An 18584-nucleotide genomic window follows, 5' to 3' on the forward strand; every position below is an offset into this window, starting at 1 on the left:
GAGTTCTATGAAAAGTATTGGTTTTATGTCGAATACGTAAGGAAATCTCTGTTTTTGGGGGAGGATTGCTGAATTGATAAGGAAATGTGTTTGATTTACTAGGATTTGTGCTAGATAGAAGGCTACTTGTGCTAAATAGAATCACCATCTTCGTTCCAATAGTTATTATATATGTCTTTCCTGTGCTCCGTTTTTGCCACAGAGCAATACACGAATAGAATAACTTATTTTCATCGACCTAATAGTTTTTCAACAAAACAAAAGTCGCCCTTGCATGAAGGACGACTTTTCTTTTATTTTACAGTGTTAATCACTTGCACATAGTCTTTACTAATAAAAGCTGTTTCTGAATGAAGCTTATCAGAAAGAACTTCATACCAGCCATTTGTAGCAGAGCTTGTAATGATAACAGGCATACCACTTCTTGCATAAGTGAATAGTGGGCCATTGCTTGTCGATGCATCTGTACGAACATTTAAACCAGTAGTCGTTGTAATACCAACTGTATATGGATTATTGGCATCCTTAAAGCCTAATGCCTTTTCAGCACGGTAGTAATGACCAGCAATTTTCGCTCCCCAGAATGGGTCAGAAGCATATTTTACATTAAAGCCAACAGCCTTTGAACCAACTACTGCACCATTTGCATAGTTTCTACCAGGAGACCCCCCTGGAGTAATATAGTTTGGCTGAAGGAATTTTTCAACAAGCTCACTGATATTAGCAGCAACACTTTCAAATTTTTTGTTTAGTGGGTTTGTATCATATTCATATAAACCAAATAAATTATTTAATTTTTGGGCTTTCTCACTCATACCATAAGCACTTTCATGCTGAGCAAGTGATAAAATAAGCAGCGCATTAATTTGTGAATTTTCTTCTACCTCTTTTAATGTTTGCCCTAAGCCGATAAGCTTACTTTTCGTTGTAGCATCTTTATAGAGGGCGATTCCTGTGCTTTCCACTTCCGCCAGCTTGTTCATAATATACGTATCAAGTTCCTCTGCTGTATATTGTGTTTTAGCACGAGCTGGTAAAAATTGATAGTAGTTATAGGCTTCACCTTTAGAGGAGCCATTTCCATTTGTAAAATTGATACCATCCCAACTATAGTATTTTTCGCCTGGCTTCATAAAAGAAGGCGCTTTTCCGAAGACATAGCTAGAGGAATACTTATTTGTTTTATAATCGTAAAGCGTGTGTTTAATTTCACCATTGTCATTTGTATAGTAAGAACGGCCTTTGCTCATTGAAAATGGAATTAATGTCACATCTGCGTGCTTTAAATAGCCTACTTGTCCTGCTAGTCGAACCTTCACCTGTGTAGCATCACTGCTAAGGTATTCCATTTCAGTATTCCCAGCAACACCAATTTGATCTTTAATCGTTTCAGAATTTAAGACAACATAATCATTTGTCACAACATAGCCTGAGGACATTTTCATAATTTTATCATTTTGAACAATTACCTGTGTATTGTTTGTTACAGCCTTTTCGGCAGCATCAAAGGTAGTGAATTCTTGATTACCAACCAGTGTGCCATTGGAGATTTCCTTCACAGCAAACTTAGTGGTATTTGATTCGCCAGGGTTTGGATTACCACCGTTAGGGTCACCGCCATTAGGATTACCAGGGTTTGATTCTCCACCATCTTCATTACCAGTATTTGCATCAGCAAGTGTCATTAGTCGATGGATAAATGAAGCTGCTTGACCGATTGTTGCATTTTTTTCTGGCATAAAGTAACCATCCGAGCCCTTAATGATTTCTAATTGAGCACCTATAGCAACTGCCTGGCGATATTCTTTAATAATCGCTGCATTATCCTTAAAGGTAATAGAAGAAGTACCTTTTGGAATTTCTAAATAGTTTATAGCTCTTTCCAGCATAATCGCCATATGCTGTCTTGAAATAGCTGCATTCGGTTTAAATGAGCCATCTTTGTAGCCTGTAATAATCCCAGCCGTGGCAGCGAGCTGAATATCTGCCGCATACAAATATGTACTTCGGACATCGGTAAATACTATGTTGTTCGCTTCTTCAAGATCCATAGATTTTGCTAAATAAGAAGCGAATTCGCCACGTGTTACATTCGCATTTGGACAGTAGCTTCCTTTGGCATCTGTGACTAATGCATTTTTGGAAATTAAATAACGAAGACCCGGTTCATGGGAATGCCCTGAAAGTTCATCGGCTGATGCTAGCTGTGGTTGCATAAAAAGTAAGCCAACTACAGTCATGAGCAATGCTATGATTGATAGTTTTTTCATATTTTTACCCTCCTAAACTTCTACACCATTTTAACAAAGTTATAGTGTCGCGATAAGGGTCAAATGTTAGAAAAATCATAAAATGAGACTATATAAACAGTTTTCTTTACAATTATATGAAACTGGAAAATAGCATAAATGTTCCATAGCTATTTTGGCATATTTTTGATAATGTTATAGAGGTAAAATATGTGAGGGGAGAGTGAGGGCTCTAAATTATTTGGGAGCGCAAAAAATGAAAAGAATAGCAAAAAATTTACTAATTTTAGTTGTGATATTGTCAATGGTGATGGGTCCGTTGAATGCTTATGCATCTCAAACGGTCAAAAAGGATTATCCGCTCTCGAAAGGTGTGCAGTATAAACAATATACATACAGCAATACCTATACAAATTCCATTAATCATATAGCGATTGATGTAGGTGAGACAACAGAAGTACAATTAGGTATGCCTGCAGCAGTCAATGGAAAAGAATCGACTGTAGCAAATGCTAATCGACTTTCACGTGAAGACAATCGGGTAGTGGGTGCTATTAATGCAAGCTTTTTTAATATGTCTGAAGGTTACCCATTATTTTTATTGGCAAAAAATAATGTGATTTTAAACGGCGGGGCTGTGTCAAATGGCTCTGATCAATATATGAATGTACCTACTGCATTTGGGATGGCAGCAGATGGGCGCGGTGTTATTGATTATTTTGACTTTGATGTCACACTGTCTCATAACGGTACAAATTATGAAATGACAGGTATGAATCGTGATCGCAATATCTATGAATCAATTATTTATACGCCACAATTTTATAGTAAAACAACAAATACAAATGAATATGGTTTTGAAATTGTCGTAGATACAGGTGAGCCAGTAACTGAAAATAAATTTGGTCAAACGTTAACTGGAAAAGTAACTCAAATTACACCTTATGGATCTAAGGAAAAAGTATCCATTCCTTCAACTGGGTTTGTCGTGTCTTTACAAGGTGGCGATTGGCACAGTAAATTAGGTCAAGTAGCAATTGGAGACGAGCTAAGTGTTAACTTTTCTATTGATAAGCTTTGGCAGGATGCTCAATTTATCTTAGCAAGTGGTCCGTATTTAGTTAAGGATAATAAGCCTTATATTATGATGAGCACATCTAGTAGTCGTGCAAAAGCGGTTGTACCTCGCACTGTAGTAGCGACAAGTAATAATGGAAAAACAGTACACTTTATTACAGTTGATGGAGGTCAGAAGCATAGTAAGGGTATGAATTTGGTTCAACTTGCGAACTATTTAGTAACTCTTGGTGTAGATCAAGCAATTAACTTAGATGGTGGCGGATCAACAACAATGGGGATTCGTAACTACGGTAGCAATAATGTTGTATTAGCAAACCTACCTTCTAATTCAGGTAACACACAGCGTCTTGTATCTGCAACACTATTAGCAGTTAGTACAGCACCAACCGGTAAAGCAACTCATCTTAAATATACAAATAGTACAAACTATGCAACTCTTTTAGCAGGTGCATCGTCTAGTATAGCAGTACAATATGTTTTAGATGATAATTATACGACACTTCCACTAGATGGTCGTTTATCACTTACTTCAGAGAATAATACTTTAAACATTAATGGTTTAAATTATACATCAACGACAGCTGGTGATGATCGTCTTTACATCAACTATGATGGTTCAGCTGTCCAATCATTCCAAGTGAAGGTAGTCGATGCACCAGCTACACTGAATATCTCGCCAACTTCAAAAACTGTAGGCGCTGGTGAAACGACTAAGTTTACAGTGGATGCAAAAGATGATAGTGGTAAACCAATTGTCTATGATGCATCACAGGTGAAATGGTCAGTGGAAGGCAATATTGGTACTATTACTAGTGATGGCAAGTTTACAGCACAAAACCCAGGTACAACAGGAAAGGTCATAGCAACTTTAGGAACAAAAACAATAGCTGCTGCTGTAACGGTAGCAAAACCTGCTTTGTTTAAAGACATTCCAAATAACTATACGTACTATAAAGAAATTGAATATTTAACGAAAAATAATATTATTACAGGGCAAGCAGATGGCACATTTAGACCGAATGATAAACTGACAAGAGCACATGCGGCAGTCATTATTAGCCGAGCATTAGGTTTAAATACGTCAAATGTAAAAAATCCAGGTTTGAAAGATATTCCTGCGAATCATGTATACTATAAACAGATTGCAGCAGTTGTAGAGGCAGGTATTATGAGTGGGAAAGGTGATAATACCTTCGATCCTAATGGCACCTTGACTCGTGCACAAATGGCAAAAGTAGTAGCATTAGCTTATAAATTAAACGGGACAAGCAACATTAACTTTAAAGATGTACCAAAGAATCATTGGGCTTACTCATATGTTCAACAATTGGCGGCAAATAAAATTACAACAGGCTATAACGATAATACGTATAAGCCAAATGAATCAATTAGTCGCGCTCACTTCGGATTATTCTTATATAGAGCTATTCAGCCAGGAAAATAGTCTTTAAAGAAGGGCATTGTATGTGAAAAATAGCAAACTAGTCATTATATCTAGTTTGCTATTTTTGTTTATCTTCATTCAGCAGACGACTCCCACGTATACAGGTGGTGAGATGAATGCGGTATTGGTTCCTTTTCAGTGGGTGTCCAAACACCTACTGAAATAGAGGAACTCAGGCTAAGATCTTCACATCCTGTGAAAACGCCTGAGTGACCAACATCGTGTTGGTCTAAAGCCTCTGGCGGATGTCACGGATTTTCAAAGGAATGAATAAAAGGATGTTAGCCTAAAATCTTCGCATCCTGCGAAAACGGCTAACTGACCTGCATCGTGCAGGCCTGGGCACAATTCAAAATCTGGACGCAATTACGCCAAGGCGAAATTGATAAAGACTAGTGGATTCATCACTAGAAGAAGGTTCAGATGACTACTATATTAACCTCATATTAAAGGGAGGAATTAACTAGTAAAAAGCTCCTCTTTTTTTTACTATTTTTAAAAAGAACGATGATGAACAATTGTGGTATAATCTCAGTATTAAAAAGTAAAAGGATGTTTTTTAATGAAAATAGGCATTGTGGGGAATTACGGCAATGATAATAATGGTGATGAATCAATATTATACGGCATTCTTCAACAAGTAAAACAAACATTTTCGGTAACTAGTGATGACATTACCGTTTTTAGTAATAACACACAACAAACATCCGAGCGTTATGGGGTACATAGCTATCCATTGTATTACAGAAAGAGTAACTTATTTAAAACGTTTATCCATACTTATAAAAATAATAAGCCATATGTAGCAAATTTTGACCTCCTCATCATTGGTGGAGGTGGTATTTTAATGGATTTCTATAAACGTGAGGCTCACCTGTATGGAGCGTATGCAATGATGGCCAAACAAAGTAATATTCCCTACATTATTTACGGATGTGGTGCTGGACCACTGGATACATTTTCTGGAAAAATTAGCATTCGTGCTATGTGTCGTTATGCAGCAAGTATTTCTGTACGGGATCCTCAGTCTAAAAAGCTATTACAAAGTATTGGCGTAAAAAAGCCAATCGAAATTATTGGTGATCCTGCCTTTACATTAAAAGGGGATCGCCATAATTATGCTGAAAAACCAGTTAAAATAGGGGTGTCAGCAGTTCCTTACTATAATGCAAATTATTGGCCAGAAGGAAATGTTGAAAAATACGATGCATACGTGACAAGCATGGCCAAAAATTTAGATCATGTAATTTCTGAGCACAATATCCACATTACTTTTTTTGCTACGAAGTTCCCGCAGGACGTTACTGTGACCAAGGATATTCAGAAAAAAATGCAGCAACGTGCACATACAGAAATTATTGAGGAAAATTTGGTGCCAGAGCGATTACTTGAAGTAACAGAGGAGCAGGATATTATTATCGGTACCCGTTTGCATTCTCTTATTTTGGCAACGAATTCAGAAACACCGATTATTGCAATATCCTACCATACAAAAGTTCAGGATTTTATGTCCTTTGTGGGCGCATCAGATCGTTGCATACAAATGCAGGATTTAGAGGATGATGAGAAGGCCCTATCCACATTGGTTGGCAAACTAAGTAGCGATTGGAAGCAGTCAATTGCAGAGACGAAACAAATTGCTACACAAATTCATAAAGAGGCCATGCATGGTCAGGAATTAATGAAAAAGGCAGTGACACGTCTATGAAAAAAATACTCGTCATTAGTAATATGTATCCAACATCTGATCATTTATCATTCGGTATTTTTGTGAAAAACCAAGTCACAGCACTTGAAAAAGCAGGGCTAGATGTAGAAATATCTGTGAATACTAACCCAGCAACAGGCAAGAAAAACACTATTATGAAATATGCAAAATGGGGTTTTTCAACATTGATGAAGGGCTTCAAATATAGAAAATCCATTGATGTCACACATGCCCATTATGTGTTTCCTTCTGGTATGCTGTCTTTATTATTGAAGAAAATGTTTGGTATACCGTTTATTGTCACAGCACATGGTGGCGATATAGAACGCATGGCTAAAAAGAATGCAAGAATTCGCAATTGGACTGCAAGTATTTTGCGTGAAAGTGAGCACGTTATTGCAGTGGGTCCTGTCCTGGCACAACAAATAGAACAAGATTTTGGCATTGAGCAGAACAAAATTTCTGTTGTTAGCATGGGGGTCAATCGAGAGGTATTCACCAAAGAAAGCCAAGCTGCTATACGTACAGAATTGCAATTAGCTACGGAGCCCTTCCGATTTTTATTTGTTGGAAATGTTATTAAACAAAAGGGTGTGGAGGAGCTATTACAGGCTTTCCAAATGCTTAAAACAAAGGTATCGCGACCTGTAGAGTTAACGATTGTAGGCTCTAGAAGAGATCAGGCATTTTACCAATCCTTGCAACCATTAATTAGTGAAGACGTCAAATTTGTAGATCCACTAAAACAACAAGAACTAGTGAAGTGGTTCCAAGCAAGTGATGTCTTTGTATTACCATCCCATTTAGAAGGATTTGGCTTAGTGGCATTAGAGGCATTAGCGACAGACACACCTGTTATTGCTTCAAATGTAGGTGGACTTGTATCTTTGCTTGGGGAAGGCGCAGGGCATTTAGTGGAGCCCGAAAACGCTATGGTTTTATCTGAGGAGATGCTGCGTGCCGTGAACACGCCAAAAGAACAATATATGAATCGTGAAGCAATTGACAAAGTATTAGCCATTCACGATGAAAAAAATATAACAGCTCGCTGTATAGAGATTTATAAGTCGGCCATTGAAGGTGGGGATGACTTATGAATAATTTCTTAAAAATAATCGGGGCAGTTACGATTATTAATATTGTATCTCGTGTTTTTGGATTCTTACGCGAAGTAATTATTAGTTATCAATATGGCAGTAGCCATGTTGCTGATAGTATTTTTACAGCTTATACAATTCCAAATTTTTTATATCTAGTTGTAGGTGGTGCATTTACTACTGCTGTTATCACTATTTATAATCGGGAAACAACGGACCGTGCCCTATTTGTTAAACAGTCCTTTACAATTGTATTGTTAACTGTCTCCATAATGACCATTGTAATGTTAGCATTTACTAATCCGATTATGGATATGTTTAATCAAGCTAAAGACGAAGATGGGAAATTAAGTCAAAGCGATTTAGAGTTAGCTAAAAATCTGTATTATTGGATGATGCCTTCATCAATCTTACTCGTATTATCCTCATGGTATAGTGGGTTGCTAAACGCAAATCACAAATTCCATTTGTCTAGTTTTGCCATTTTAATTTATAATGCAGTTTTTTTATTAATTGCTGTAGTTTTATCTAATATTGAAGCTATTGATGCAGTGGGATATGGGATTAGTGCATTAGTAAGTGCGATAATAATGATATACTTCTTAATTGTCGGTTATCGTAAAATGGGTTCATATAAGGTTGGTTTTTCATTTGAACGTAATATGGCATCAAAGCAATTGTGGGTAATAATTTTACCGATGATGCTCGGTGGCGCTACAATTCAACTTTATACATTATTACAGCGTGTTTTTGCAGGGATGTTATCTGAAGGGGCAGTAGCTGCTGTAAACTATGCCTCAAGACTTATGCAATTTCCGCAAGCAATTTTAATTACAGCTGTAACGACTGTTATCTTTCCAATTTTGAGTAAAAAAGAGGCAGAGAATGACCATGCTTCTATTAAAAGCTTATACTCCAAAGGCTTACATTATCTATTGTTGTTGCTTTATCCTGTAACAATCTACTCATATTTTTACGCAGAGAATCTTATACAGGTTGTTTATCAGCGTGGTAATTTTGATGAAGTTTCAACTGCAATTACTACACCAGTAATGGCAATCTTCTGTTTATCGATGTATTTTTTAGCTGCAAACATGTATATAACGCGCTTTTATTATGCAAAGGGTGACTCAATAGCACCGGTTATCTTCAGCTTAATAAATGTATTCGTTGTTAACATTGCCGTTATTATGCTGCTTGTCGATAAATATGGAGCAGAGGCAATTGCATGGGGTACTTTAGTGAGTTCAGTAACAAACTTTATTATGCTGATTGTTTATGCAGCCTATAAGTATGATTTGAAAATGGGTATTTTTAGCAAAGAGCTTCAATTTTTCAGAGCAGTTCCGCCAATGATCATTATCACAATTGTTTTGTATTTTTCAAGTAAGTTTTTAATATTTGACAACAGATATATAACGTTCATTGCAAGCCTTGTTATTTTTAGCGCAGTGGTTGTTGGCTCGTACTTATTATTTGGAGTGAAGGAAGTCAAAGAATTTAGTGATAAGTTAAAAAGAAAATTTTTAAAGCAATAAAGATAGTGGGTATCCGAGAATTCGTTCAAGGATATCCATTTTTTATAATAGTCCTGCCTTTAACATTGTAAGTTGATGTACTGATGGGTTCTATATTACTCAGGGTCAGGGATGTTTTGTGAACAAGCAAGGAATTTCGCATTAGTTTGTATTTAAAGTAGGGTATATATTTTGGTAATGCCTAAGGAATATATCTACTTCGAACAAAGATAAGGTGGACAGCATGGCAAGAGGTAGAAAGATTAATTCGAATGGTGAAAGTAAACAATTATTGCTTAAAAAAGGGATGGAGCTATTTTCTATCAATTTCGCCCTAGCGTAATTACGTCCGAATTTTGAATTGTGCCTCGGCCTGCAGATGTTTTTTGCACGAAAGTGAAGCGGCAGCGACACGAGGCAGGTCAGTTAGCCATTTTCGCAGGATACGAGTGTTTTAGGCTAACATTTTTTATATTTCTTGAGAGATTATTCTGGAAACATATAGAAAAAACCCCCTCATCTATAGAAAGATGAGCGGGATTTTTTAGTTTTTCACTGAAATATGCAAATAACTACCTTTTTGAAGCTTATTGCCTGTTTGTTGTTGAACAGATGGATGTACAAGAAGCATATATTCTTGTCCGCTGTTTAGTGGCTGGGATGGCGTAACAAGTAATGAATGGCCCTCAACTTTTGTAGTGATTGGTACCTCAGTACCACCTAAAGCAACAAGCTGTACACTGCCATCAGCAATTTTAGAAGAGAGCGCTTGTGAAAATTTCACAGTAAATGTTTTAGTATTTGATACATTTTTTAAGCTTGTAAGCTCCTTATAATTTATATATTGTTCCTTTAGTGCATCATAATGTGCCTGGAAAATAGGTGCTGTCTTTGTTGTGATGTTCGGTTTGACACCTACTTCATTAATTGTTTGACCTAAAGGACCTGTAAATTTCCCAACAGTCAGCTTTAAATAGCTTCCATCGTGTAGTTCAAAAAAGCCCTGCATAGCTCCTTTGCCATACGTTGTTTCCCCGTATAAAATAGCAGCTTGTTGATCTTGTAAAGTAGCAGCTAGCATCTCAGAGGCACTAGCACTATAGCGATTAACTAGAATACGGGTATTAGCAGGGAACTTTTCATTTTGGCGGACTGCTCGAACTTCATATGAGGCATGTGCTTCCTCAAGTAAATAGGCGATTTTTGCCTTTGAGAAAAGTCCCGTAATTTCCTCTGCCGTTTCTACATAGCCACCACCATTGTTTTGTAAATCTAAAATAAAGGAAGTCGCACCACGTTGCTTTAATTGAATAAGTGCATCTTTTACAAGTTTCGCCCCGTCCTCTGAAAAAGAAGACATGGCAATATAACCAACATCTCCGAATAATAATTCCGACTCCACATTCGGTAGGGTGAACTTTTTTCGTGTAATAGATTTTGTAGAAGTCTTGCCATCTGCATTTTGCAATGTGATATCGACCTTAGTACCTTCATCGCCAACTAATAGGGATGAGGCTTCTTGGGTTGAGCGTCCTACGATAGATTGACCGTTAATTTCGGTAATGATGTCGCCAGCTATGATACCAGCATCAGAAGCACCGCTATTGTCAATTATCTGTAATATATGAATACCATCCTCATGTTCCTCAATGATAACACCAATACCAATTGTTGCTAGGTTAATGCTATTCATAAATTCTTCAAATTCCTGCTTCGTAAAATACGTGGAATAAGGGTCTAACATATCAATCATTTCAGGAATTGTTTTTGCGTTTTGCAACTCACCTTTAATCGTACCAACATAATTTTCTTTAATAATCTCCTTGATTTCCTTTACAAGCGGTTGTTCATTGCTGGCTGCTTGCGTGTTGGTAAATGGAATGATGAAGAAGCTTAACATAAATACGAAAGACCACACTATTTTTTTCATAGGACACCTCTTTTCTAATATCTATAAGTATACATGAATTTCCATATAACAGCGAATAGGAAAGAGGTAGTTTAGTAGAACCTCATACGAAGAAGATTCTAGTTTTTTAGAATTTTATAAATAATCAAGCCAATAAGAGCACCAATTAATGCGGGTACAAGCCATCCAAGATTTTGCTCATAAAAAGGTAGAACTTTTAAAATTCTCTCATATAGTAATATTTTTATATCCATTTCCTTGAAACCATCATACAAGCTAACAAAAAATGTTGGAATTAAAGCTAGAATGTAAACAATTTGTCCACCTTTAAAGAAGTTATCGAAAAGTGATAAAACCATTAACACCATTGCCAATGGATAGATAATTAATAATACTGGCGTAGATGCACTAATAATTGTGGAAAGACCGACGTTTGTAATTGCCATACTCAAAATAGTGAAAACGATTAGAAATGATTTATATGAGATTTTGGGAAATAGCTTGTTAAAATATTGAGCATTAGCAGTAAGTAAACCTACTGCTGTCGAGATACAAGCTAGTAAAATAGTAATAGATAAAATAACATTTCCTAGTCTACCAAATAGGGCTTCTGCTGATTTTGCAATAATATTTCCGCCATTATCTAAGGCACCAATTGCTTCAATACTTGTGTTTCCAATTTGACCAAGTGAGATATAAACAAATGATAAACCAAGAGCAGCTACAACGCCTGCAAATATTGTTGTATTGACCTGCTTTCTTGTATCAGACATACCCATGCCTTGCAATGCTTGTAAGATAACGATACCGAATACAAGCGCGCTTAGTACATCCATTGTTAAATAGCCTTGTACAAAACCTTCAGCAAAAGGGGATATTGTGTATTTTCCTACAGCATTGCCTGCTTCACCCATTGGTGAAATAAAGCTTTTAACTGCTAATAATAAAATAACTGCCAAGAGTGCTGGAGTTAATATTTTACCTACGCGATCAACAAGCTTTGAAGGATTGATGGCTAAATAGAGTATTAAGGCAAAAAATAAGACAGAGGTAATGAATAGTGGTGCCCAATGCTCTATTGCTGTCTCTGGAAGAAAAGGGGCTATCCCTATTTCATACGATACGGATCCTGTACGGGGAACAGCGAAAAATGGACCAATTGCTAAATATACAATGGACGTAAAGATAACGCCGAATGTAGGGCTCACACGGTTAGCGAGCAATTGTAAGTCACCACCAGCTTTTGCTACAGCAACTATTGCTAGTAGTGGTAAACCAACACCTGTTATTAAAAATCCAATCATTGCTGATAGAATATGCTCACCAGCCTGTTGACCTAATAACGGTGGAAAGATTATATTTCCAGCTCCTAAGAACAAGGCAAATAGAAGTAAACCTACTGCTAAATTTTCTTTGATGAAAAGCATGATGTTTTTCATAAAAATTAAAACTCCTTTAATATTGAATAAATAAAACTTTCTAAAAATTTTAAATACAGAAGTGTATGTTACCATATGAAGTCTAATCTTGCAATATAATACTATTGTAATATAGTCGGAATCTGTCGTTTCCTATAGGTTTGATAGATTGTTTGAAAAATAGTCAGTATTTCCGATTTCTGAACAATTAAATATCTAGTATGATAGACACACAAGGAAATATTTTAGCATGAACGGAGGCAATTGGGTATGCAAAAATCAAAAAGGTGGAGAATCCTTGCTTTAAGTACTATCGCTACTTCATTTTTCGCATTACAGACTGCAGAAGCAGCAACATCAACGTATACTGTACAAAAGGGGGATACTCTATCTAGAATCGCCCAAAATCATCAAGTAACGATACAGGATATCAAAAAATGGAATAATCTAACGAAGGATACGATTTATGTAGCTCAAAAGCTAGAGATTACAAAGGAACCTTCGAAACAAGAGGTGAAACCATCAAATCCATCGACATCGACAACAAAGCCAGTAACACCATCAAAGCCTATTAGTACTTCCTACACAGTCGTGAAAGGTGACACATTATCTAAGATTGCTAAGCAATATAATGTGACTTTAAAAGAGCTTAAGGATTGGAACGAATTAACAACAGATGCTATTTACATTGGACAAGTGTTAAAGGTGTCTCCTGTTGCATCCATCCCTGAGGGTGAAACAATACATAATAATGTGACTTCAAATACGGGAGCGCCTTCAAAGGTAACGACAAAGGATCCAACATTGAGTGGACAAGCTGTCTATAAGAAAACAATTGAGCTAGCCAATCTGTTGGTGGGAACACCATATCTTTACGGTGGTAACACTCCTGATGGGCTTGACTGTAGTGGTTTAATTTTCTATGCCTTTAATCAAAGCGGGTTAAAAATTGGAAGAGATAGTAGTGAGGGATATTTTTATGGAAATACATCGCATGTTAATAACCCTGTAGCTGGAGATTTGGTATTTTTCGAGAACACATATAAAGAAGGAATATCCCATATGGGTATTTATCTTGGGAGTAATAAATTTATCCATGCGGGAACAGATGGTGTTGAAATTTCTGATGTGACATATTCTTATTGGTCCAGCAGATTAGTCGCGTATAAACGATTTGATCTATTAAAGTAAAAAAAAAAAAAAAAAAATCCTCTTATTCTTTGGTGAAAGAATAAGAGGATTTTTGTCTTTTATTGCGTTACGCGTGCTGTCCAGCGAGAAAGATCTGCACCTTTTGGATTAACCAGCTGTGGCGGGAAAATGAACGTCCACGGCTTCGTTGAATTAGGCTGAACAGTTAGAACAGGTTCCATATTAAAGGAGCCTTTAGCAATTTGTTTTCCTCTGGCATCAATTATTTCTAAAGGAAGCTGTTCAAGATTAATAGCTTTACTATGACCATTACGAATAAAGATGGAAACATTTAAACTTCCATTGTTAGCGAACTTAGCTTGGAGTCCAGTAAAATTGACTTCTGTTTCGCCTAACTTAGGCAATGTTTTGACGATTTTAGCAAGCTCTTCTTTTTGTGCATCTGGCAATTGTTTTTCCCATGTTGGGTCCAACTCTAACTGATGTTCACGTAATGATACTAGATTAAAAGCTAGTTTCCAGCCTTCTTCAGGTATTTTATCGACCTTGATTGTTGATTGTTCAAATTCAAATACCCATGGGCGAGCACTTTCAGCAGGGATCGTACCTAGTGCCTTAAAGTCGAACCTTTTCGTTGCTATTAGCTCATCATTTTTATCCATGATGAATAGCTCAATTTCACCTAGTTCAATTTCTTCAGCTAATGAAGAGCGGAAAAATGCACGTACTAACCATTTTCCAGTACGAAGCTCTGGATCAATACTAATAGAAGAAAGTGATAATTGGTTAGGCTTTAACGGCTCTAGTTCATTTGCAAGGAAATTAAAGATATATTTCTGCTCTTGCGGAACATCCCAATCTGGATGAAAAGATAATTTCGTCTCAACATCTCGATCATCGTCTGTATTTTCTACCTTGATATTTTCTAGTAAATCTTTGGAATCAATTGTATTTTCTTGTCCAAGTTTATCGGATTTTTTAAAGAATGAGAATAGACCCATTATTGTTGTGCCTCCTGTTCAGATTCAATCATTTTCATAAAGCCTGTGATTTCAATAATTATAGAACGACGTAATTCCTGGAAGTTTTTAGCGAATAGCTCTAAACCTTCACGCTGATAGATACGCATAGGATCTTCTTGTTGGTAATGACGTAGCCCAATACCTTCTTTTAAGTGTGCCATCGCCTCTAAATGTTTTACCCAGCCACTATCTAAATAACTCAGCATTACTTGAGGAATGATTGCAATAACTCGATCGTTTTCTGCGAATTTTTCCATTTTTGCTGTTAACTCATCTACAGGTTTTTGCAGGGAATCTAAAATTGGGATTACCTTTCCAACTTCTCTATCGATTGTGATAGGTGTAAGGAATAGACTGTTTAATGCTTTTTCCATACCATCATAATCCCATTCAGTTGAAGGTAATTCCTCTGGTGAAGCATCACGTACTGCGAAATCTACTGTTTCGTAGAACATTTGCTGCAACTGCTCTAATAAATCCTCACCAGCTAATATTTTGTCACGAAGACCGTAAATAACTGTACGCTGATCATTAATAACATCATCCAATTTTAAATTGTATTCACGCATACCGTATTGGGAGCCTTCAACAATTCGCTGTGTGCGGTTTATAAGCTCTTGTACATCTTTGTTTTGGATAATGCCTTTTTCATCAACAATCATTTTTGCAGAGAATTTTTCAACTTCTTCTTTTGCGTAACGTCGGAACATATCATCTTCAATAGAGAGAATGAAGCGGCTTTCACCAACATCACCTTGACGACCTGAACGACCACGGAGCTGATTATCTACACGACGGCTTTCATGCTTTTCAGTACCGATAACATATAAGCCTCCAAGCTCAGGTACTTCTTCACCAAGCATAATATCTGTACCACGTCCAGCCATATTTGTCGCTACTGTAATACGTCCTTTTTGACCTGCCTGTGAAATGAGTTCAACCTCCTGCTCAACTGTTTTTGCGTTCAGCAATTGGAATGATAAGCCTTCTTTTTTCAAGTAATCAGCAACTGTTTCAGACTGTAAAATAGATGTTGTACCAATTAAAACAGGTTGCCCTTTCGCATGGCGTTCCTTTGCTTCAGTTGCCACGCACTTATATTTCGCTTCTTGTGTGCTAAATATAATATCAGGCTGATCGACACGTTGACGTGGACGGTTTGTTGGAATTTGAATAACTTCCATGGAGTACACTTCTCGTATTTCTTTTTCCTGTGTTTTCGCCGTACCCGTCATCCCAGAAAGCTTCGGATACATGCGGAAATAGTTTTGAATTGTTATTTGAGCTTGTGCTTTGTTTTCTTCGGTAATTGTCACACCTTCTTTAGCTTCAATGGCTTGATGTAAGCCATCAGAAAGTGAGCGACCTTCTAAAATACGGCCAGTGAACATATCCACAAGCTCGATTTTGTCATCCTTAACGATGTAATCAACATCTCGCTGGAACATGACATGAGCACGCACAGCTTGGATAACATAATGGTAAAGTGTTTGGTGTTCAAGATCATATAAATTATCAACATTGAAGGCAGCCTCTACCTTTTCAATGCCTTTGTCTGTTAATGAAGTAGCCTTTGTTTCATCATCAAAGTCATAATCAACCTCAGCTTTGAAACGTTTAGCAAGCATAGAGGCAATGCGATGTAGTTCATCATTCGCAGCCATTTTTCCAGCAATAATCAGTGGTGTTTTTGCCTCATCAATTAGTACACTATCTACTTCATCAATAATGGCAAAGTGATAAGGACGTTGAACTTTTTCTGCCAAGCTATGGGCCATATTGTCACGTAAGTAATCAAAGCCAAATTCAGTTCCAACACCATAAGTAATATCTGCATCATAAGCTTCTTTTTTTGCATCTGGCTCCATCATTGGTATGTTTAGACCAACTGTTAAGCCAAGGAATCGATGGATTTGCCCAACTAATTCATAGTCACGCTTCGCCAAATAATCATTGACCGTGATGACATGAACACCTTTTCCTTCTAATGCACGTACATAGGATGGAAGGGAGGCTACAAGCGTCTTACCTTCACCTGTAGGCATTTCTGCAATATTGCCTTCCGTTAAAACAAGGCCACCAATAAGCTGTACATCGAAATGACGCATACCTAATACACGTTTTGAGGCTTCGCGTACAACAGCAAATGCGTCTGGGATGATTGATGTAATTGGTTCACCTTGTTCTAAACGATTCTTGAAAACAAAAGTCATTTCTTTTAATTCTGCATCTGACTTGTTGACATATTTTTCTTCAAGATTATTAATTTGATCTACTATTTTATAGTAGCGTTTTAATTGACGAGCACTAGTTTGCTCATCGTTACGTTTAAAAATTGAGAACATGAAATTTACGCTCCTTTTAGGTTGTCTAAATGCTAGACACTTCATTATTCTATCAAATTTTACGAATGGTGACTACATTTGACATACAGCAATCTGCCATACTAAAAGTGAGGAATAACTTTTGTGAATTGGTGGAAAATAAATAGAAAAAGTATATTTCGTTGCCGGTTCGTGCTATAATCAATTTGGATTCCAATGTAGATTATTTTTTGAGGAGGAGAGACATGATTTACGTGTCTTTAATAGCAGCATTTGTTGCTTCCATATTGTTAACTCCACTAGTTAAACGATTAGCGTTCAGAATAGGTGCTGTTGATGCACCAAACTATCGAAAAGTCCATGCGCGAATTATGCCAAGACTTGGCGGATTGGCAATTTTCCTTGCTTTTTTAATAGGTGTTGCCATACTCTATCCATATTTAACTTCAAAAGGTGTACTACCAGGGAATGTTAGTAACTATAGTTTATTGGCAATCATAATTGGTGCTTGTATTATTGTTGCAACAGGTGTTATAGATGATATGCGTGAGATTTCTGCAAAGGCAAAAATGCTTGGCCAGCTTGCAGCAGCACTAATCATTATTTTTGTGGGCGGAATTCAAATTGACACAATTAACTTACCATTCTTCGGTGAATTAGATTTTGGATTACTAAGTATTCCTTTAACAATTTTATGGATTGTCGGCATTACAAATGCTATTAATCTAATTGATGGCTTAGACGGTCTAGCTGCAGGTGTTTCAACGATTGCCCTTATAACATTAGCGATTATGGCCTTTATTATGAGCAATATGTTTGTTTTAGTCCTTGCCGCTATATTAGCAGTAGCATCATTCGGCTTTTTATTTTATAATTTCCACCCTGCCAAAATCTTTATGGGTGACACAGGGGCGCTGTTCCTTGGATTTATGATTTCTGTACTGGCATTACTTGGATTTAAAAATGTCACATTCGTGGCTTTAATTATTCCAGTAATTATATTAGGTGTACCAATTTCTGATACCTTCTTTGCCATTGTTCGCCGTGTACGTATGAAGAAGAAATGGTCTGATCCAGATAAATCACACTTACATCATCGATTACTGGATATGGGCTTCACACATCGCCAAACAGTGCTTATTATTTATGGTATTGCAATGATGTTTGGTTTGGCAGCCATTATTTTCTCCATGGCAAAAGTATGGGGAGCTATTTTACTAGTCGCTGTAATTTTAACGGCTATTGAAATCTTTGTCGAAGTCATTGGACTAGCAGGTAAAAACTATAAACCATTACTGAACTTTGTTCGGATATTTAATAAATAAAAAAATATTAAGCAATCATACATTTTTATGTGTGGTTGTTTTTTTGTTTGAAATTATATTTTTAGGGGATAATTGTAGCTAACGGTGGGATTCTGGATGTGGAATCGGCCAGAGAGTAGTCTAGGAGAAGAGTGGGAAGTGCTCAGTTTCAAGTGAAAATACTCGGGTAACGACTCAAAAAGCTCGGATGTGGCAAGAAACTGGTCTTATGTCAATAAAATGGACACAAAAAATCGAGCGTTTCTTTACTACCGCCCTTTGGTTGGTCTGCTCTTTTTATCGACGCCCTCCAAAATGGAGCCCGTCGATAAAAAGACCTTTAAGCGGATTTTGAACGGT

General features: G+C 36.9%; 11 protein-coding genes. 6 read left to right on the forward strand and 5 right to left on the reverse strand.

Going from position 1 to position 18584, the window contains the following annotated elements; translation table 11 throughout:
- Positions 1 to 293: 293 nt before the first annotated feature.
- Complete coding sequence (locus ACQKIM_RS05235) at positions 294 to 2270, reverse strand: S-layer homology domain-containing protein (protein WP_427540106.1); 1977 nt, start codon at positions 2268 to 2270, stop codon at positions 294 to 296.
- 235 nt (positions 2271 to 2505) lie between these two features.
- Here ACQKIM_RS05235 and ACQKIM_RS05240 point away from each other — a divergent pair, with 235 nt between their 5' ends.
- From ACQKIM_RS05240 to murJ, 4 genes are all read left to right on the forward strand, one after another.
- Positions 2506 to 4773 (forward strand): S-layer homology domain-containing protein, encoded by a 2268-nt coding sequence (locus ACQKIM_RS05240; protein WP_427540109.1) that lies wholly within the window; start codon positions 2506 to 2508, stop codon positions 4771 to 4773.
- Between the two features lie 562 nt (positions 4774 to 5335).
- Positions 5336 to 6481 (forward strand): polysaccharide pyruvyl transferase family protein, encoded by a 1146-nt coding sequence (locus ACQKIM_RS05245; protein WP_427540112.1) that lies wholly within the window; start codon positions 5336 to 5338, stop codon positions 6479 to 6481.
- Complete coding sequence (locus ACQKIM_RS05250) at positions 6478 to 7578, forward strand: glycosyltransferase (RefSeq protein WP_427540115.1); 1101 nt, start codon at positions 6478 to 6480, stop codon at positions 7576 to 7578. Before ACQKIM_RS05245 ends, ACQKIM_RS05250 begins: the two co-directional genes overlap by 4 nt.
- Positions 7575 to 9116 carry a murein biosynthesis integral membrane protein MurJ gene (murJ, locus tag ACQKIM_RS05255; RefSeq protein ID WP_427540117.1) on the forward strand — a complete coding sequence of 514 codons (1542 nt, stop codon included), beginning with the start codon at positions 7575 to 7577 and terminating at the stop codon, positions 9114 to 9116. The genes ACQKIM_RS05250 and murJ overlap by 4 nt, the downstream gene beginning before the upstream one ends.
- Before the next feature lie 523 nt (positions 9117 to 9639).
- Here murJ and ACQKIM_RS05260 read toward each other — a convergent pair.
- Both ACQKIM_RS05260 and brnQ read right to left on the reverse strand, forming a co-directional pair.
- Positions 9640 to 11025 carry a S41 family peptidase gene (locus ACQKIM_RS05260; protein WP_427540120.1) on the reverse strand — a complete coding sequence of 462 codons (1386 nt, stop codon included), beginning with the start codon at positions 11023 to 11025 and terminating at the stop codon, positions 9640 to 9642.
- Positions 11026 to 11123: 98 nt separating this feature from the next.
- Positions 11124 to 12443: a branched-chain amino acid transport system II carrier protein gene (brnQ, locus tag ACQKIM_RS05265; protein WP_427540123.1), complete on the reverse strand. Its 1320-nt coding sequence runs from the start codon at positions 12441 to 12443 to the stop codon at positions 11124 to 11126.
- Positions 12444 to 12692: 249 nt separating this feature from the next.
- On the opposite strand from brnQ, the gene ACQKIM_RS05270 reads away from it, so the two are divergent.
- The gene (locus ACQKIM_RS05270; RefSeq protein WP_427540126.1) at positions 12693 to 13613 is read left to right on the forward strand and encodes a LysM peptidoglycan-binding domain-containing protein; all 921 of its coding nucleotides are present in this window, start codon (positions 12693 to 12695) and stop codon (positions 13611 to 13613) included.
- A 59-nt stretch (positions 13614 to 13672) separates the two neighbouring features.
- Here the strand turns inward: ACQKIM_RS05270 and ACQKIM_RS05275 are convergent, their stop codons facing one another.
- Entirely contained in the window at positions 13673 to 14575 is a 903-nt protein-coding gene (locus ACQKIM_RS05275; RefSeq protein ID WP_427540129.1) for an accessory Sec system S-layer assembly protein, read from the reverse strand.
- Positions 14575 to 16941: an accessory Sec system translocase SecA2 gene (gene secA2 / locus ACQKIM_RS05280; protein WP_427540132.1), complete on the reverse strand. Its 2367-nt coding sequence runs from the start codon at positions 16939 to 16941 to the stop codon at positions 14575 to 14577. Before secA2 ends, ACQKIM_RS05275 begins: the two co-directional genes overlap by 1 nt.
- Positions 16942 to 17165: 224 nt before the next feature.
- Here secA2 and ACQKIM_RS05285 point away from each other — a divergent pair, with 224 nt between their 5' ends.
- Positions 17166 to 18245: a glycosyltransferase family 4 protein gene (locus ACQKIM_RS05285; RefSeq protein WP_427540135.1), complete on the forward strand. Its 1080-nt coding sequence runs from the start codon at positions 17166 to 17168 to the stop codon at positions 18243 to 18245.
- The last annotated feature ends 339 nt before the right edge of the window (positions 18246 to 18584 follow it).

Source organism: Lysinibacillus sp. NPDC047702 (assembly GCF_050272555.1).
Taxonomy (GTDB): domain Bacteria; phylum Bacillota; class Bacilli; order Bacillales_A; family Planococcaceae; genus Lysinibacillus.